The sequence below is a fragment of the Methylorubrum pseudosasae genome (genome assembly GCF_029504475.1).
Taxonomy (GTDB): domain Bacteria; phylum Pseudomonadota; class Alphaproteobacteria; order Rhizobiales; family Beijerinckiaceae; genus Methylobacterium; species Methylobacterium extorquens.
The window spans coordinates 5003143-5021904 of the sequence record NZ_JAQGDU010000002.1 but is presented as its reverse complement, the minus strand read 5'-3'; the positions used below and the strand labels follow the sequence as shown (position 1 = coordinate 5021904).

10 protein-coding genes are annotated in these 18762 nt (G+C 65.7%); 8 read left to right on the top strand and 2 right to left on the bottom strand.

What is annotated here, in order from left to right; translation table 11 throughout:
• Window positions 1-52 precede the first annotated feature (52 nt).
• The 6 genes from M2437_RS24700 to M2437_RS24675 all read left to right on the top strand — a co-directional run bounded on the left by M2437_RS24700 (window position 53) and on the right by M2437_RS24675 (window position 7946).
• The gene (locus M2437_RS24700; protein ID WP_056155618.1) at window positions 53-1819 is read left to right on the top strand and encodes a type I secretion system permease/ATPase; all 1767 of its coding nucleotides are present in this window, start codon (window positions 53-55) and stop codon (window positions 1817-1819) included.
• The gene (locus tag M2437_RS24695) at window positions 1816-4035 is read left to right on the top strand and encodes a calcium-binding protein (protein ID WP_253388961.1); all 2220 of its coding nucleotides are present in this window, start codon (window positions 1816-1818) and stop codon (window positions 4033-4035) included. Before M2437_RS24700 ends, M2437_RS24695 begins: the two co-directional genes overlap by 4 nt.
• Before the next feature lie 21 nt (window positions 4036-4056).
• Complete coding sequence (locus M2437_RS24690) at window positions 4057-5403, top strand: HlyD family type I secretion periplasmic adaptor subunit (protein ID WP_253388960.1); 1347 nt, start codon at window positions 4057-4059, stop codon at window positions 5401-5403.
• A gap of 171 nt (window positions 5404-5574) precedes the next feature.
• Complete coding sequence (locus M2437_RS24685; RefSeq protein WP_277570399.1) at window positions 5575-6114, top strand: methanogen output domain 1-containing protein; 540 nt, start codon at window positions 5575-5577, stop codon at window positions 6112-6114.
• Between the two features lie 49 nt (window positions 6115-6163).
• Window positions 6164-7285: a sensor histidine kinase gene (locus M2437_RS24680; RefSeq protein WP_253388958.1), complete on the top strand. Its 1122-nt coding sequence runs from the start codon at window positions 6164-6166 to the stop codon at window positions 7283-7285.
• Entirely contained in the window at window positions 7278-7946 is a 669-nt protein-coding gene (locus M2437_RS24675) for a response regulator transcription factor (protein ID WP_003596159.1), read from the top strand. The genes M2437_RS24680 and M2437_RS24675 overlap by 8 nt, the downstream gene beginning before the upstream one ends.
• 363 nt (window positions 7947-8309) lie before the next feature.
• Here M2437_RS24675 and M2437_RS24670 read toward each other — a convergent pair whose 3' ends face one another.
• Entirely contained in the window at window positions 8310-9185 is an 876-nt protein-coding gene (locus M2437_RS24670) for an alpha/beta hydrolase (RefSeq protein WP_253388957.1), read from the bottom strand.
• Between the two features lie 99 nt (window positions 9186-9284).
• The gene (locus M2437_RS24665) at window positions 9285-10094 is read right to left on the bottom strand and encodes a class I SAM-dependent methyltransferase (protein WP_147016766.1); all 810 of its coding nucleotides are present in this window, start codon (window positions 10092-10094) and stop codon (window positions 9285-9287) included.
• A gap of 655 nt (window positions 10095-10749) precedes the next feature.
• Here M2437_RS24665 and M2437_RS24660 point away from each other — a divergent pair.
• Entirely contained in the window at window positions 10750-16563 is a 5814-nt protein-coding gene (locus tag M2437_RS24660; protein ID WP_253388956.1) for a HAMP domain-containing protein, read from the top strand.
• A complete protein-coding gene (locus tag M2437_RS24655; RefSeq protein WP_253388955.1) occupies window positions 16560-18647 on the top strand; it encodes a response regulator in 2088 nt (695 codons plus the stop codon). The genes M2437_RS24660 and M2437_RS24655 overlap by 4 nt, the downstream gene beginning before the upstream one ends.
• The last annotated feature ends 115 nt before the right edge of the window (window positions 18648-18762 follow it).

The following is an 18762-nucleotide window of genomic DNA, read 5'->3' as shown; positions in this document are numbered from 1 at the left end:
GGGCCCCGGCCAGGGGCCCGGCCCACTTGCCTGACGAGGGGGAGAGCCTGCCATGCGTTCCAGAGATCAGAAAAAGCTCGCTCAGCAGCGATGCGCCGAGCAGCTCACCCAAAGCGTTCGGGGGCCCTTCGTCTTCCTGTTCGGGATGTCCGGCATCATCAACATCCTGGCGTTGACCGGCTCGTTCTACATGCTGCAGGTCTACGACCGCGCCCTGCCGAGCGGGAGCCTGCCGACGCTCGTCGGGCTGTCGATCCTCGCCGTCGGCCTCTACCTGGCGCAGGGCCTGTTCGACGTTCTCCGCTCGCAGATCCTGGTTCGCCTCGGGGCGCAGTTCGACCGCCGGGTCGCTCCGCTGGCGCAGCGGGTCGGGATCGACATGCCGCGCTTCGGCTTCTCGACCGCGGAGGCGATGGAGCGCGGCCGCGACGTCGACACGGTGCGGGGCTTCCTCGGGAGCCCCGGTCTCGTCGCCCTGTTCGACCTGCCGTGGGTGCCGGTCTTCCTCGTCTTCGTCTACATGCTGCACCCCTATCTCGGCGCGCTCACCGTCGCGGGGGCGGTCGTCCTCGCGCTGCTGACCATCCTCGCCGAACTCCTGACCCGGCGTTGGACCGGCGCGACGCAGCAGGCCGTGGTGGCCCGCAACGCCATCGCGGACTCGAACGCGCGCAGCGCCGACGTGCTCAAGGCGATGGGCTTCGCCGACCGGGCCGTGGACCGCTACCGCCGCGCCAACGACGAACACCTCGACCTGCAGACCCGCACCACCGACATCAGCGGCACGTTCGGGGCGATCGCGCGCGTCCTGCGCATGATCCTGCAATCGGCCGTGCTCGGGCTCGGCGCCTACCTCGTCATCGGCGGCGAACTCTCCGCCGGGGCGATCATCGCGGCCTCGATCACCTCCGCCCGCGCCATGGCGCCCATCGACCAGGCGATCGGCAACTGGAAGGTGATCCTGGCCGCGCGGACCGCCTTCCGGCGCTTGAAGGAGACCGTGATCGCCCTGGCCGCCGCCGAGCCGCCGATGACGCTGCCGCCGGCGCACCGGTCACTCAGGGTCGGCCACATCACGGTCGCGGCCCCCGGCTCGGGTCGCGTGCTCCTCTCGGATGTGGGGTTCGAGCTCAAGGCCGGGCAGGCGCTCGGCGTCATCGGACCGAGCGGTGGCGGCAAGACCACCCTCGGCCGCGCGCTGACTGGCATCTGGCCGCTGCTGCGCGGCAGCGTGCGGCTCGACGAGGCCGACCTGCCGCAATGGGACGAGGCGAGCCTGGGTGGGATGATCGGCTACCTGCCTCAGGAGGTCTGCCTCCTCGACGCGACGGTCGAGGAGAACATCTCGCGCCTGGCCGAGGACAGCGATCCGGCGCTGGTCGTGGCGGCCGCGCAGGCGGCCGGCGTGCACGAGATGATCCTGCGCATGCCCGACGGCTACAAGACCGAACTCGGGCCGCTCGGGACGGCGCTCTCGGGCGGGCAGCGGCAGCGGATCGCTCTCGCCCGCGCGCTCTACGGCAATCCCTTCCTCGTCGTCCTCGACGAGCCGAACGCGAATCTCGATGCCGAGGGCGAGGCTGCGCTCGCCGCGGCGATCCAGGGCGTGCGTGCCCGCGGCGGCCTCGCGATCGTGATCGCCCACCGCCCGAGCGTGCTGGCGGCCGTGGATCTGATCGCCGTGATCCAGGACGGCAAGCTCACGGCATTCGGCCCGAAGGAGGCGATCCTCGGCAAGGCCGCCCGCGACGGTGCGGCCAAGCCCGACAGCGCCCAGGACAACAGGGAGCGCTCCATGCCGGAGCGGGTGCCCGCATGACGATCGAGATCAAGGGCACAAAGCCCGGGCGGGACGCGCCCGAGGGTGCCGAGCGCTACGTCTCGCGCAGCGCCGACCGGCGATCCGGCGTCCCCTACTTCGCCGCGGTGGCGGTCGCGTCCGTCGCCGCCTACCTCAAATCCCTGCTTCTGCCCCGCGCAACCCTGGCAGAGGAAGTGGACCCGGAGATCGTGGCGGCACGCGCCGACGCCCTGCGCCTCGTCCATTCCGAGGAGCTCGCCGCGCCCACCCCTGCAAAGGCCGCCGAGGCACCGAAGCCACTGGCCGAACCGCCATCCCCGGTTCTGCAATCCGGCATGTCCCTGTTCGACGATGGGCACGAACTGCTCGCGCGCGGGCTGCGCTTCGCAAGGCCCGACGCGCATCCGGACCTCGGCGACTTCAAGGCCTCTCCGGTCATCCCCCAGCCGATCAACGACAACGGCGGCTCCCTCGCAGCCGGATCGGGCGGGCGCGGAGGTGGGCAGGCGAGCGGCGGCGGCCGGCCACGGGACGCATCGCACCCGGAACCGGATGCGCAGGAGCCCGGCAACGAGGCACAGCCGGCCCCCCGACCGCTGGGAGAGGAGAAGGCCGACAGGCCGGATCAAGGCTCGGTCGGGCAAGGCTCGACAGGGCAAGGCTCGACAGGGCAAGGCTCGACAGGGCAAGGCGGATCGAACCCAAAGGATCCTGGGCCGTCGGACGGCGGCGTCCGGATCCCTCCCGGCTCCACGCCGGGCGGCGATCCACGTCCCGTCGATCCAGCGACGCCGCCGCGCGGCCGGGACGACGGGCCAGCGGGGCAACGCAACCGCGCGCCCGTGGTGAACGGCCCGGTCCAGCTCGGGGATATCGCGGGCTGCGCACTCCTCACCATCGCCCTGAGCGATCTCCTGCGCGGCGCCAGCGATCCGGACGGAGACGCACTCAGCGTGCGCGACGTCCGGGTCTCCTCCGGCACCGTGACGGCGGACGGCTCGGGTTGGGTGTTCGACGCCGACGCGCTCGGTCCGGTCACGATCACCTACGCGGTGACGGACGGCGAGTTCTCGGTCGCCCGCACGGCTCATCTGACCGTCCTCGAACGGGCCTTGATCGGCGGCACGGACGGGGACGACCTCATTCTCGGCACACCCTGCGCGGACGACATCGCGGCCGGCGCGGGCGACGACAATGTCGATGCCCGCGGTGGCGACGACCTCGTCGATGCCGGCAGCGGCAACGACCACGTCATCGCGGGCGACGGCGCCGACACGGTCCTGGGCGGGCCGGGCGACGACGTCGTGTTCGCCGGGGCGGGCGCGGATCGGGTCTCGGGCGGGGCGGGTCACGACCGCCTGTTCGGGGAGGCGGGCGACGACCTTCTGTTCGGCGAGGCGGGCGATGACCTGCTCGATGGCGGCGAGGGGCGCGACATCCTGGATGGGGGCGACGGCGACGATCTCCTCCTTGGAGGCGAGGGCAACGATAGCCTCTACGGAGCGGCCGGCGCCGACGACCTGTCCGGCGGCACCGGTGCCGACGTGCTCGTCGGGGATGCGGGTGATGATCGGCTGCAGGGCGGCGAGGGTGCGGACATCCTCTCGGACGGGGCCGGGCGTGACCTCGTGTCAGGCGAGGCGGGCGACGACGTGATCATCCTCGCCTTCGACAGCGCGGAGGACACGGTCGACGGCGGTGCGGGGCGGGACACGCTCGACCTGTCGGCGGCCACGGTCGATCTGGTGGTGGACCTGAGGAACGAGACCGTGTCCGCTCAGGAGCTCGGCCTCGACCGGATCGCCTCGGTCGAGGCGATCATCGCGGGATCGGGCGACGACCGCTTCGTGGTGGGCGGCCGGGATCTCGTGCTCACCGGCGGCGGCGGCGACGACGTGTACGCGTTCGCCGCTCCGGCCGAGCCGCGCGATGGCACCCGCACCGTGCAGATCACGGACTTCTCCGTCGGCGATTACATCGATCTGGTCCGCTACGCCCTGTTCAAGGAGGAGACCGCGGCCGGGCGCCCGCTCGCGGAGGCGCTCCGGGGCGAAAGCGATGCGCCGACCGGGATCCAGTGCCGGTTCGATCGTTCCGAAGGCCGGGATCGCACGGTCGTCTCGGCCGACCTCGACCATGACGACGCCTACGAGACCACCGTCGTCCTCGATGGCGAGCACTTGCTGCGCTTCACGATCGGGCCGCTGCCCGAACCGCCGACATTCCACACTTGAGAGCGAAGCCGGAGAAGGATCATGCGTACATCTCCCGATCGGATGCCGCGCCCCCTGCGGCGGCACGAACCGCAATCCCGCACGAACGTCGCGTTCTCCGTCGGCCCGCGCATCGTCGCCGGGTTCATCTTCGGCGCGGCGCTCGTCGGCGGCGTCGGCGGCTGGGCCGCCACGACCGATCTCAGCGGCGCGATCCTCGCTTCCGGATCCGTCGCCGTCGATCAGCGAGCCAAGTCCGTGCAGCACCGCGACGGCGGCGTGGTGGGCGAGATCCTCGTGCGCGATGGGCAGCCGGTCACGGCCAGCCAAGTGCTCCTCAGAATCGACGACGCGCAGACCCGCGCGGAACTCGCCATCGTGACGGGACAATTGGTGGAACTCGCCTCTAAGAAGGCGCGGCTCCTGGCGGAGCGCGACGGGCAGCGCGAGGTCAGCTTCCCGCAAGCCCTGCTTCACCAGGGCCTCGAGGTGCAGTCGATCCTGGAGGGCGAACTCCGGCTGTTCCGGGGCAACCTCGCCAGCCGCGACAGCCAGCGCCAGCAGCTCGAACTTCAGATCGGGCAGATCGCTGAGGAGATCGCCGGCCTCACGAAGCAGCGGGACGCCAAGAGAGACGAACTGGCCGTCCTCACCACCGAGCATGGCAAGCTATCGATCCTCGTCGAGAAGCAGCTCTACGAGAGTTCCCGCTTCCTGCCGATCACCCGCGACAAGCACCGCCTGGCCGGCGAGCAGGGATCGTTGGAAGCCTCCATCGCGCGGGCGAAGACGCGGACGAGCGAGATCCGCGTCCAGATCCTCGCCATCGCAGACACCGCGCGGACCGAGGCACAGCGCGAGCTCAGTCAGGTCGATGCCAAGGCGGCAGAGCTCAGCAACCGTCGCGTGGCATTGGACGACCGGCTGACGCGCACCGAGATCCGTGCCCCCGTGACCGGCATCCTGCACGAATTGAAGACCTTTACGGTTGGCGGCGTCGTCACCCCCGCCGACATCCTGGCGACCGTGGTGCCCGAGGACGCGCGGCTCAAGATCGAGATCCGCATCCCGCCGACCAGCATCGACCAGATCGGCGTCGGCCGCGCGGCCCGGGTCCGCTTCACCGCCTTCAGCCAGCGCACCACCCCTGAACTCAAGGGAGTGCTGACCTACGTCTCGCCCTCGACGACGAAGGGCCCTCGGGACGAGGCGTTCTATATCGGGCATGTCGAGCTCAAGGATGGCGAGATTGAACGCCTGGGAGGCTCGGCCCGCCTTATCCCTGGAATGCCCGTCGAAGTTCAGGTCGCTACGGATGAGAGAACAGCAATGTCCTACCTGATGAAGCCACTTCAAGACCAGTTTAGTCGCGCATTCCTTGAGCGATGACTGTTAATATTTGCGGATCGATTGATTTTGCCAGCCAAGCCGTGCGCATGCCGAGGTTCGACTGCCTACCCCTAAATTTCCGTTTCTAGTAACCCTGGCATAGTACTAACTATTGATGCGCGGATACCACCCGTGATATCCGTAGAGGGTGGCCCTGCTTGGGAGGCGGCAGTGGAACAGAGCTTGGTAGATTCGCGGGGTGATTTCTGCGGTTCGCAGATTCGCTTGGACCGGGAAATATTCATGGATCTCGTTGTGACGACGATGGGGTCCTTGTTTGAGGATACGGTCGGATCCAGCGAGGCTGGCAGCTTCATTAGCTTGGTCGGCCTCGTTGTGGGCGAGAAGATCCAGGAAGAGTACCTTCAGGTGAGTGGTGCGAGCCAACTCGACAGGAAAGGGATGGTCGACGCTCTGCTGGACATGAAGCAGCGGATCGGCAGCGATTTCTACGTCATGGACGAATCGGAGCAGCGCATCGTTCTCGGCAACAAGCGCTGCCCGTTCGGAGAACTGGCAAAGAAATGCCCTTCACTGTGCATGCTGACCGCGAACGTGTGTGGGCATCTGGCCGCGGAGAGTCAGGGATATGCACGAGTCGATCTTCCCGAAACCATCGCCGCGGGGGCGTCCGAGTGCCGGGTCGTCATCAACCTCGACCCGAACACAACCGGCGGCGGGCGGCGGTATCATCGGCGAGCCTGGGCCTGAGTCCGATTTCGCCGCGCTGTTCGCCTTCGTTGCGGATCCCCTGATCCTGGTGGGCCAGTTCGGGCTCGTGGAAGACGCCAATTCGGCCGCGTTCGACCGTTTGCCGGACCTCGCGATCGGCCTTCCCCTGCCGGTCGAGGGGACACATCGCGAGCGGATGAGCCGCTACCTCAGCCTGTGCTCGCGGACCGAGAACCCGATCCCCGGCGCGGTGTTCGTCCGCGCCGGAGCCGGGAGTTCCTGCCGTCATCCATGCCGGGGGGCGCGCATCGTCCTGCGCGCCTATGGTGACGAGCCACTCGTCCTGCTTCATCTCACGCCGACGAACCTGGAGGGCCGCCTTCACCTCCTCACGGAGCGGCTGAACGATGTCCGGCGCGTCATGCAGGAGCGGAAGCGGCGTGAGATCGAGATGCAGGCGCTCCTGACCGAGCGCAGCCGGTTGCTGGTCCACCTCGAGGAGGACGCGCAGGCACGGCAGCGTGCCGAGGCCGAGCGTGACGCCGTTCTTTCAAGGCTCTACCGGGCCGGGCAGGACGAGCGGCGGCGTCTTGCGCGCGATCTCCATGATCATGCCGGTCAGCAACTCGTCACGCTGACCTTCGGCCTGAGAAAGATCGCCTCACGCCTGTCTTGCCCAACGGCCCTCCATGAGGTCGAGCAACTTCTCCGCCACACCCAGGACATCGGGCAATCGCTCCGGAGGGTGACCCTCGAACTCCGGCCGGCCGCCCTCGATGAGTTCGGCTTCGTGACCGCGCTGCGCTCGCTCGTGGATGAGTGGAGCCGGGTGACGGAAATCGTGACCGAGTTTCAAATCGTCGGGGAGGAGGTGGATTTCCCGCTGGAGACGGCGATCACGCTCTATCGCCTGGCTCAGGAGGCGCTCACGAACGTGGCGAAACATGCGGGGCCGGGCGTGTGCGTGTCGGTCGTGCTGCGGTTCAGCGCTTTGCAGGTCACGCTGACGATCGACGACAACGGCAGCGGCTTCGCGGCCGACGAGGCGATCACGACCAGTCTCGTCTCCCAGGGGAAGCTCGGCCTGCTCGGCATGCGTGAGCGGATGGCGCTGGTCGACGGCACGCTGAACATCGAGTCGGCTCCCGGCCGGGGCACGAGCATCGTTGCCCGCGCCTACCGGTCCGTCGAGGAAAGCGGGCATGCCTAGGACCCTGATCCACGTCGTGCTGGCGGACGATCATCCGGTTTTCCGTCACGGTGTGACGAGCCTGATCGCTGATTCCGGCGAGATCGTCGTGGTGGCCTCCGTCGAAACGGGCGCGGCCGCCTACCGGGCGATTGTTCAGCACGAGCCGGACGTCGCCATCCTCGACATCAATATGCCGGAGATGAATGGCGTCACAGTTCTTCGCCATCTCGCCAGAACGGGGACGCGGACCCAGGCTATCATGCTGAGCGTCTATGAGAGCCGGGTCTACATCGACCAAGCCTTTGAGGCGGGCGCCCGCGGCTATGTTCTCAAGCGGTCGGCCTTCCAGAACATCGCCAGCGCGGTGCGGGCGGTTCATGCCGGCGGCATCTATCTCGATCCGGCATTGCCGGAACGCACCGCTCCGCATCGGCGGCTGAGTTCAAGCGTGGATGAGGCGGCGTGCTCAACCTTGAGCGAGCGCGAGCGCGACATCCTCCGGTTCGTCGCCTTCGGCTTCACGAGCAAGGAAGTCGCCGACCGGCTCGGGGCAACCCCCAAGGCCATCGAGACCCAAAAGGCTCGGGCCTGCACCAAGCTCGGCCTCGCAAGCCGAGCACAGATCGTTCAGTTCGCCATTCTCCAGGGTTGGCTTCATGGAGAGATTCCCCTGCGCTGACATTCGGTCTCAGTATTGGCCGGGGTGATTTGGTCTTGAATTGATTGGCTCGCAGGAGTGTCTCGCCGCCTGCGAACGCCTCCGATTGGTGGCGACAGACCAAAATGATCCGTTTGCAGAAGATCACCGCACTCTCCTGCACGACAAAGCTAATTCGGATCTGCGCAAAATCACTTCAAAGAGTCATCGTGCGTCGGTTCATGGTCGGGCCGCATAGGATCGGCCGCTTCATGCGCACCATGAACGTACCAGTTCGCCTCTATAGGCATAGCGAGCCCGTACACTGGACCTCGACGCATAAGGCACATCAGAAACGCCGAGCTCAACCGAGCGGATCCGCATGCAGGCCGGTCTGACGGCAACCTAATGGAGTTCCAAGGATGCCTCGATGAGACCACGCACCTCCTGCCAAGCCGGTGTTGGCGGAGTGACCACGTCGAAGTGTCCGGCATCCGAGACGTTGATGAGTTGCGGCGCAGGTCCGAACCGCCCTCGTACAGCGCGGGCATAGTCGTAGGCGACCCATGGCGGCGTAAGTCGGTCCAGCACGCCGCTGACCAGAAAGATCGGCACCCCTGCGGGCGGGAGGGCGGCAGGTGACACCTCCGATAGCTTGTCTGCTGGGGCGATCCGCTCGACAATGCCCGGGCCGCAGAGCACCGGGATGAACCGCGCGAACGTCGCAAGATCCCCCACGCCGCCCAGGCTGATCACCGCCCGCGGGACAAACCCGGTCGCTGCGTGAAGAGGGCTCGTGGCGGGAAGCAAGCCCCGCGAGGCCGCCCAGAGGGCGAGATGGCCACCTGCCGAGTGGCCCACGAACACCACTCGTGAGAGATCCAAGTGGTGGGCTCCTGCCTCTTCAGCGAGGCGGTCCAGAGCGGCGCCCACGTCCTGATAAGTTCCGGGATAGCCGCCGCCGGCCTCGTTGGCACGGCGGTAGCCGATGTTCCACACGGCAACGCCGCGACGCGTCAGATCTGGTCCTAGGTGACGCATCTGCTCGCGCCCGGCGGTGGTAGCGCTCCAGCAACCGCCGTGGATGAGAACCGCCACTGGGTGTGGGCCAGGCTTTGCGGGCAGGAATACATCGATGCCTTGAGAGGGGGCCTCACCGTAGGTGAGCTGCAGGGGCGGCGGAGGTCGCAACAGGTCACGAAAGTCCGCGAGTTCCACCGGGTCGGCTGATGCCGGGCCGATCGCGAGCACTGTCAAAGTAAGGATTGCGCAACGCTTCATGCTAGCCTCCCTGCGCAGGAGTGATGCTCTGGATCGAGGTGATGAGGTGTGCCGTATCGTGGCCGGGCCGTTCCTGACCACGGCCCAGCCAGGCTCAGGCTAGTGGCGAATCCCACGCGTGACCCAGTACGCGCGGGGAACGCAGATACCGAGCGGGGTGGTAAACTGGGCATGGAAGGCGATGAAGTCGCGCCGCAGATTGGCGCGGCGGTCCTCGTCGAGGCTGGCGGCCAGAGCCTTGGTCGGGCCGTAGCCACCGGCGAACCGCTCCCAGGCCGCCTCTGCGCTCTGCTCGCGATAGAACGAGACGCCGTTCTCGAAAGCCAGCTCGAAGTCCTGACCCAGCAGTTCTTCAAGCCGCTCCGTGCGGCCCCACTCAAATGGCGAGGGCGGGGCCGGATTGGGCGGTGGCGGCATGTAGGGCTTCATCACCATGAACATCCTGAACACATTGTCGTTCGACAGCCAGGTGGTGAGGCAAATCCTTCCTCCCTTGCGACAGACACGTGCCAACTCAGCAGCTGCGGCCTCAGGCCGGCTAGCGAACATCACGCCGCAGGTCGAGATGATGGCGTCAAACGCGCCGTCGGCAAAGGGCAGTCTCTCAGCGTCGCCCAGCTGGTAATCGATGTCGAGACCCTCGGCCCGAGCCTGCTCAGCGGCGAACGACAAGAGATCGGCGCTGATATCGGCCCCAGTGACCTGCGCACCCCGCCGGGCGACGACGCGCGAAGTCCAGCCAGTGCCGGTGGCGAGGTCGAGCACCCGCTCGCCCGGCTTCGGATCGAGACGCAGTACGCAGTGTTCGATACTGTCGGCGATGCCGCGACTGATCTCGTTGTAATGAGCGCCGCCGGAGTTCCAGATGCTGGCAGGCTTGGCGTTATGAGGTTGGATTTCGTAGTTCATGGTGCCTCCGACTCACACGGGGCCCCCAACTCAAGATGCAGCTTTTCGCGTGCGAAAGTCCATCGTCGTGTCCAGCGCCGATCCGAATGAACTCCGAGTACTGCAAGGGGTCAGGAGTTCGCACGCCGATGGTTCTACTGTGCGCCACAACCGGCCCTCGGGCTTCGGTCCAGAAGCGGACCTTGGCTTTGCTCCATCAACGGACTTTCGCCCACGGCCGGCGGGCAGTCTGTTGTTGATACAAGATCGGTCCTTGGCGCGGGAAATACCTAGCTCTCTGACAGCAGCATTGGTTGCTGCAGGGGGGCATCGGATACATCAGACGGGTAGGCTTTCCGGGATTGGCTCATAACTCATAATCTGAGGCTGCCAGCCGCTAAGGCCATAACAGCCTCTCGCTTGCTGCCCGTCACGGTAGAGCGCGACGCGAAACGAAAAAATAACGATCTGCGTCGCGACGAGCGGGCCTATTCTCAGCCGAGCGGCCATGCATCGGAAAGAGCAACGTGCTGGGCCGCGCTGCGGATCGAAGGATCGAGCAACCATTTACGTTGCGCCCTATTGCCGTTCTTCCTCGCCAGTGGTTTCTCACAGCCGCCGACGATCCAAAGAATGCCTCGCTGGTCTGTATCATCTACCCTAAGGGTGTACCCGCATGACGCCGACTACGTTGCAGTTGGAGCCGAAGCTCCTCCTGAAGAGCCTTCGTGCCTTTCGGAAGGGTGACTTCTCGACTCGGCTGCCGCTGGATCTGACGGGCATTGAGGGGGAGATCGCGCAAGCGTTCAACGATATCGTCGAGCTCAACCAAGGGCTCGCTCGTGAGCTCGACAGGGTCGCCCGCGCGGTCGGCAAGGACGGGCGCATCGGCGAGCGCGGAAAGCTTCCGGCCGCGACCGGCGGGTGGAACGATTGCGTCGAGTCGGTCAACACGATGATCGGCGACCTTGTTCAGCCCACCACCGAGGTGGCGCGCGTCATCGGGGCCGTCGCCAAGGGCGACCTCGGCCAGACCATGCAGATCGAGATCGAGGGCCGGCCCCTGCGCGGCGAGTTCCTTCGGATCGGCAAGGTCGTCAACACCATGGTGGATCAGCTGAACTCCTTCGCCTCCGAGGTGACCCGCGTCGCCCGCGAGGTCGGCTCGGAGGGCAAGCTCGGCGGGCAGGCGCAGGTCAAGGGCGTCGGCGGGACCTGGAAGGACCTGACCGACAACGTGAACCTGATGGCGGCCAACCTGACGGGCCAAGTGCGCAACATCGCCGAAGTCACCACCGCGGTGGCCAACGGCGACTTGTCCAAGAAGATCACCGTCGATGTGAAGGGCGAGATCCTCGACCTGAAATCGACCATCAACACGATGGTGGACCAGCTCAATTCCTTCGCCTCGGAAGTGACCCGCGTCGCCAAGGAAGTGGGGTCGGAGGGCAAGCTCGGCGGACAGGCGCAGGTCAAGGGCGTCGGCGGCGTCTGGAAGGACCTGACCGACAACGTGAACATGATGGCGGAAAACCTGACGGGCCAGGTGCGCAACATCGCCGAGGTCACGACCGCGGTCGCGCGGGGCGACCTGTCCAAGAAGATTACCGTCGATGTGAAGGGCGAGATTCTCGCCTTGAAGCTGACCATCAACACGATGGTGGACCAGCTGAACTCCTTCGCCTCCGAGGTGACCCGCGTCGCCCGCGAGGTCGGCACGGAGGGCAAGCTCGGCGGACAGGCCCAGGTCGAGGGCGTGGGCGGGACCTGGAAGGACCTGACCGACAACGTGAACATGATGGCGGCCAACCTGACGGGGCAGGTGCGCAACATCGCCGAAGTCACCACCGCGGTGGCCAACGGCGATCTGTCCAAGAAGATCACCGTCGATGTGCGCGGCGAGATCCTGGAACTCAAGAACACCATCAACACGATGGTGGACCAACTGAACTCCTTCGCCTCGGAGGTGACCCGCGTCGCCCGCGAGGTCGGCTCGGAAGGCAAGCTCGGCGGGCAGGCGCAGGTGCGCGGTGTCGCCGGAACCTGGGCCGACCTCACCGACAACGTGAACCTGATGGCGGCCAACCTGACGGGCCAGGTGCGCAACATCGCCGACGTGACGACGGCGGTCGCCAACGGCGATCTGTCCAAGAAGATCACCGTCGATGTGCGCGGCGAGATCCTGGAACTCAAGAACACCATCAACACGATGGTGGACCAACTGAACTCCTTCGCTTCCGAGGTGACCCGCGTCGCGAAGGAAGTGGGTTCGGAAGGCAAGCTTGGCGGTCAGGCCCGCGTCGAGGGCGTGGCCGGCACCTGGGCCGACCTCACCGACAACGTGAACCTGATGGCGGCCAACCTGACGGGCCAGGTGCGCAACATCGCCGACGTGACGACGGCGGTCGCCAACGGCGATCTGTCCAAGAAGATCACGGTCGACGTGAAGGGCGAGATCCTGGAGCTCAAATCGACCATCAACACGATGGTGGATCAGCTGAACTCCTTCGCCTCCGAGGTGACCCGCGTCGCCCGCGAGGTCGGCACGGAGGGCAAACTCGGCGGACAGGCGCAGGTCAAGGGCGTCGGCGGCGTCTGGAAGGGCCTGACCGACAACGTGAACATGATGGCGGCCAACCTCACGGGGCAGGTGCGCAACATCGCCGAGGTGACGACCGCGGTCGCCAACGGCGACCTGTCCAAGAAGATCACGGTGGCCGTCGAGGGCGAGATCCTGGAGCTCAAATCGACCATCAACACGATGGTGGATCAGCTGAACTCCTTCGCCTCCGAGGTGGTCCGCGTCGCCCGCGAGGTCGGCATCGAGGGCAAGCTCGGCGGCCAGGCACAGGTGCGCGGCGTCGGCGGGACCTGGAAGGACCTGACCGACAACGTGAACATGATGGCGGCCAACCTCACCGGCCAGGTGCGCAACATCGCCGACGTGACGACGGCGGTCGCCAATGGCGATCTGTCCAAGAAGATCACGGTCGACGTGAAGGGCGAGATCCTGGAGCTCAAATCGACCATCAACACGATGGTGGATCAGCTGAACTCCTTCGCCTCCGAGGTGACCCGCGTCGCCCGCGAGGTCGGCTCCGAGGGCAAACTCGGCGGCCAGGCACAGGTGCGCGGCGTCGGCGGGACTTGGAAGGACCTGACCGACAACGTGAACATGATGGCGGCCAACCTCACCGGTCAGGTGCGCGGCATCGCAGACGTCGTCACGGCGGTGGCGCAGGGCGACCTCAAGCGGAAACTCTCGGTCGACGCCAAGGGCGAGATCGCGGCGCTGGCCGACACCGTCAACGAGATGATCGAGACGCTCGCTACCTTTGCCGACCAGGTGACCAACGTGGCGCGCGAGGTGGGCGTCGAAGGCAAGCTGGGCGGCCAGGCGCGGGTGCCGGGCGCGGCGGGTCTCTGGCGTGATCTGACGGACAACGTGAACCAGCTCGCGGCGAACCTCACGACCCAGGTGCGCGCCATCGCCGAGGTGGCGACCGCCGTGACGAAGGGGGATCTCGCGCGCTCGATCTCGGTCGAGGCCTCCGGCGAAGTCGCCTCGCTGAAGGACAACATCAACGAGATGATCCGCAATCTGCGGGACACGACGCTCAAGAACGCCGAGCAGGATTGGCTGAAGACCAACCTCGCCAAGTTCACCCGCATGCTGCAGGGCGAGCGCGACCTCGCCACGGTCTCGAACCTGATCCTGTCCGAGATTGCATCGCTCGTGAGCGCCCAGCGCGGCGTGTTCTACATGGTGGAGGACGAGGGCGGAGAGCCGGTTCTCGATCTGATGGCGAGCTACGCCTTCACGGAGCGCAAGAACCTCTCGAACCGCTATCGCCTGCGTCAAGGCCTCGTCGGCCAATGCGCCTTCGAGAAGAAGCGCATCCTCCTCACCCACGTGCCCGGCGACTACATCACCATCGGCTCGGCTCTCGGCGAGGCGCCGCCCCTCAACATCATCGTGCTGCCCGTCCTCTTCGAGCAGGAAGTCCGAGCGGTCATCGAGTTGGCGTCGTTCAACCGATTCAGCGAGACCCACCAGTCCTTCCTCGATCAGCTGACCGAGTCGATCGGCATCGTGCTCAACACGATCGCTGCCAACATGAGGACGGAAGGCCTCCTGAAGCAGTCGCAGCTCCTGACCGGCGAGTTGCAGAGCCGGCAGGAAGAATTGAAGAAGACGAACGATCGCCTGGAGCTGCAGGCCGCCTCGCTGCAGCAATCCGAAGACCTCCTGAAGAACCAGCGGGAGCGGCTGCAGCAGACCAACGAGGAGCTGGAGGAAAAGGCGCGCCTGCTCGAAATCCAGAAGCGTGAGGTCGAGGGCAAGAACCGCGAGGTCTCGATCGCCAAGACGGCGCTGGAGGAGAAGGCCGAGCAGCTGAGCCTGACCTCGCGCTACAAGTCGCAATTCCTCGCCAATATGAGCCACGAGCTGCGCACGCCGCTCAACAGCCTGCTGATCCTCTCGAAGCTTCTCTCCGAGAATCGCGACGGGAACCTCACCGACAAACAGCGGGAATTCGCCAAGACGATCAACGCGGCCGGGACCGACCTCCTGTCACTCATCAACGACATCCTCGATCTCTCCAAGATCGAGTCGGGCACGGTGTCGCTCGAGATCGGCGACGTCACGCTGCAGGACATCAGCGAGAACCTGAACAGGACCTTCCGGCAGCTCGCCGAGGAGCGCCACCTCGCCTTTGTGATCGAGGTCGATCCGGGCCTGCCGCGCTCCCTGCGGACGGACTCGAAGCGCCTGCAGCAGGTCCTGCGCAACCTTCTCTCCAACGCCTTCAAGTTCACCGAGAAGGGGAGCGTCTCGCTCAAGATCGGTTCCGCGGAGGGCTCGCCCCTGCGCGCCGGGACCCAGTGGATCGCCATGTCCGTCACCGATACCGGGATCGGCATCGCCGAGGACAAGCAGCGGATCATCTTCGAGGCGTTCCAGCAGGCCGACGGGACCACGAGCCGCAAGTACGGCGGCACGGGCCTCGGCCTCGCGATCAGCCGCGAGATCGCGCGCCTGCTGGGCGGCGAGATCGTGGTCGAGAGCCGCGTCGGTACGGGCAGCACCTTCACCCTGTTCTTGCCTTTCGAGCCGCCCGCGCAGGCGCTCACCGGACGCGCGGCGGAGGCATCGGACGGGTACGCGCCTTCGGCGCCGATGGGCCGCCAGCCGAACACCGCGATGGCGCTCTCGTCCTCCGCGGACGACCGCCACGCAATTCACCCGAGCGACCACATCGTGCTCATCGTGGAGGACGACGCCATGTTCGCCTCGGTACTGCTGGAGCTCGCGCGTGAGCGTGGCTTCAAAGGTTTGATCGCGCAGGACGGAGCCGGCGCACTTAGCCTCGCGCACCGCTTCAAGCCGCACGCCATCACCCTCGATATCGGCCTGCCCGATATGGACGGCTGGGCCCTGCTCGACCTCCTGAAGAACGATCCCCGCACCCGGCACATTCCGATCCACGTGATCTCGGTCAACGACGAGAAGAAGCGCGGCCTTCGCGCGGGCGCGTTCGGGTTTCTGGAGAAGCCGGTCGAGCGCGAGGGCCTTATGCGCGCCCTGGAGCGCTCGAAGGAGTTCATCACGCGGCCGGTGCGCAACCTCCTGCTCGTCGAGGACGACGAGAACCAGCGCGCCAGCATCACAGCGCTCCTGAGCGAAGAGGACGTCAAGATCTTCGGGGTCGGCACGGCCTCCGCCGCGCTGGAAGCCCTGACAGGTGGCCGGTTCGACTGCGCGATCATCGATCTCGGCCTGCCCGATATCGGCGGTTCCGAGCTGATCGAGCAGATCCGTGCCTCCCAGGACGGGGAGGAGTTGCCGATCATCGTGTATACGGGCCGGGAGCTGACAGCCGCCGAGGAGCAGCAGCTCAGGCACACCGCCTCGACGATCATCCTCAAGGACACGCGCTCGTCCGAGCGACTTCTCGACGAGACCGCGCTGTTCCTGCATCGCGCGATCAATCGCGTTCCAGTCGAGGAGCAGATCCTCGTCGAGCGGAAGGATGCGGCGTCACTTCAGGGCTGCCGGGTCATCCTGGTCGATGACGACCTGCGCAACATCTTCTCGCTCACGAGTGCCCTCGAGCAGCACGGGCTGGAAGTCCTGTTCGCCGAGAACGGGCAGGACAGCATCGCCCTCCTCAAGTCCAACCCGAACATCGATGCGATGCTGGTCGACATCATGATGCCGGGGATGGACGGCTACGAGACGATGCGCGCGATCCGGGCGGAGGCCAGCTTCCGTAGTCTGCCGCTCATCGCGGTGACCGCGAAGGCCATGAAGGGCGACCGCGAGAAGTGCCTCGAGGCGGGCGCGTCCGATTACGTCTCGAAGCCGATCGACATGGATCAGCTCCTCGCGGTGCTGCGGGTGCAGTTGGCCCGGCGTGGCGAGGTCGCACACGGCCCCGTGCCCACGCTCGGCGACCCGACGACCCTCGATCGGCAACCACAATGAAGGACGGGCTGAGTTTCCTACCGACCGGGACCGGCAGCTCCGCCGAGCCGCGGAGCGCCCGCACTGAGCCCGATCCGGTTCGGGCGAAGATCCTGATCGTCGATGACGACCAGCGCAATCTCCTTGCCGCCTCCGAGGTCCTCGCCGATCCGGCGATCGACCTCGTGCTGGCGAACTCGCCCGAGGAAGCCCTGCGGCAGGCGCTCCGGGAGGATTTCGCCCTGATCCTGCTCGACGTGCAGATGCCGCGCATGGACGGCTACGAGGTCGCCTCTCTGATCCGCAGCCGCTCGCGCACGTCCCGTGTCCCGATCCTGTTCCTCACGGCCCACAACAAGGAGGACATCCACATCTTCCGCGGATACTCCGCCGGAGCGGTGGACTACGTGTTCAAACCGATCCAGCCGCTCGTCCTCAAATCGAAGGTCGATGTTTTCGTCGACCTGTACCTGAAGACAGCGGAGATCCAGCGCAAGGCGGCGGCCGAGAAGCAGCTGCTCCTGGAAAACCTGCGCGTACGTGGCGAGAAGCTTGCCGCTGAGCAGGCTCTGCGCAGGCGTGAGGAACATCAGGCCGCTGTCCTGCGCGGCCTCCCCATTGCGCTCTACACCTCGCCATTCAGTGGAGACGATCGACGGCTTCACTTCACGAATGACAGCATCGAGCGCATCACCGGCTTCTCGCGCGAGGCCTTTGCTGCCTCAAACCTCTGGGGGGAGCAGCTTGAACCGGATGACAGGGACAGGATCTCTGCGGATTTGAGCACGGTCTCGGAATCTGGCGCGGTAACTCTCGAATATCGCTGGCGCAACGCAGACGGCAGGGAGCGGCACATTCTCGATCAGATCGTGATCAACGGTGATGAGAATGGTACGCCAGTCGAACTGTTTGGGATGTGGTTCGACGTGACAGAGCGCAAGGAGCTTGAACTCAGCTTGCAGCATGCCTCAAAGCTTGAGGCGGTTGGCCGTCTGACAGGCGGTATTGCGCACGACTTCAACAATATGCTGAGCATCGTGATCGGAAACCTTGATTTGGTGAAGAGCTCGTTGTCGGGCAACGAGAAAGCGCTCCGCCGCATCGAGAGCGCCGTCGAGGGAGCCCATCGCTGCGCTGAACTGACCAGCCGGCTGCTGGCCTTCTCCCGGCGCTCTCCTCTCCAGCCCAGAGCGTTGGACTTCACGAGCTTCATACCTGGCCTGATAAAGCTCCTAGAACGCACTCTTGGGGAGCGGATTGCGATCTCCGCGGACCTGGAGGATGGACTGCCGGAAGTCTGCGTTGATCACGCTCAGTTCGAGGCCGCCCTCATCAACCTCGCTGTGAATGCGCGGGACGCGATGCCAGACGGAGGGACCTTGGGCATTCGCATCAAGCGTCATGAGGCCGACGCTCAGGAGGATTCCGAGCAGGTGCACTCAGTCGAGATCGCGGTCACGGACTCGGGCACAGGGATGTCTCCAGCCGTCCTCGCCCGCGTATTCGAACCCTTCTTCACGACAAAGGAAGCCGGTAAAGGCACCGGGCTCGGTCTGAGCATGGTCTACGGTTTCGTACAGCAGAGCGGCGGAACCATCGCCGTTGATAGCAATCCGGACCAAGGCACCCGGTTCGTTATTACGCTGCCCGTGCTCGCCAAGCAGGGTTTTTCGGCGGAGGAAATCGATCCAGGGAACGCCCCCGGACCGCTGAACGCGATGAATGGTGCAGGGAGAGCCGTGCTCGTCGTCGAGGACGACGCTGATGTTCGCTTTACAGTCGTCTCGACTTTTGAAGCGCTTGCGTTCAAGGTTTTCAGTGCGCAGGACGTCGATGAGGCCCTCCGCCTCCTACAAATAGAGTCGAACATTTCCCTCGTTTTCAGCGACGTGAACATGCCTGGCGCGATGAACGGCATCGAGCTTGGGCACATCATCCGCCAGCGATGGCCGGACATGCCAATTTTGCTGTCGTCCGGCTACCTTCAAGAAGACCAGGACACGAACGGCTTTTCGTTGCTGCAGAAACCGTATCGCGCGACTGAGTTGGTCGAAACCCTACGTGGTCTGCTCAGCAATACGCATGGGACAATGCCAATCGAATAAGAGTCGGAGATGCACGTCTTCCCGGTGACGCCCGACGCGATGAGCGTCATGACGTGACCGGCTGGCTCTGATCCGGGCTGATTGCGCGGATCAGCCAGGACTGGCGGATTCGGAC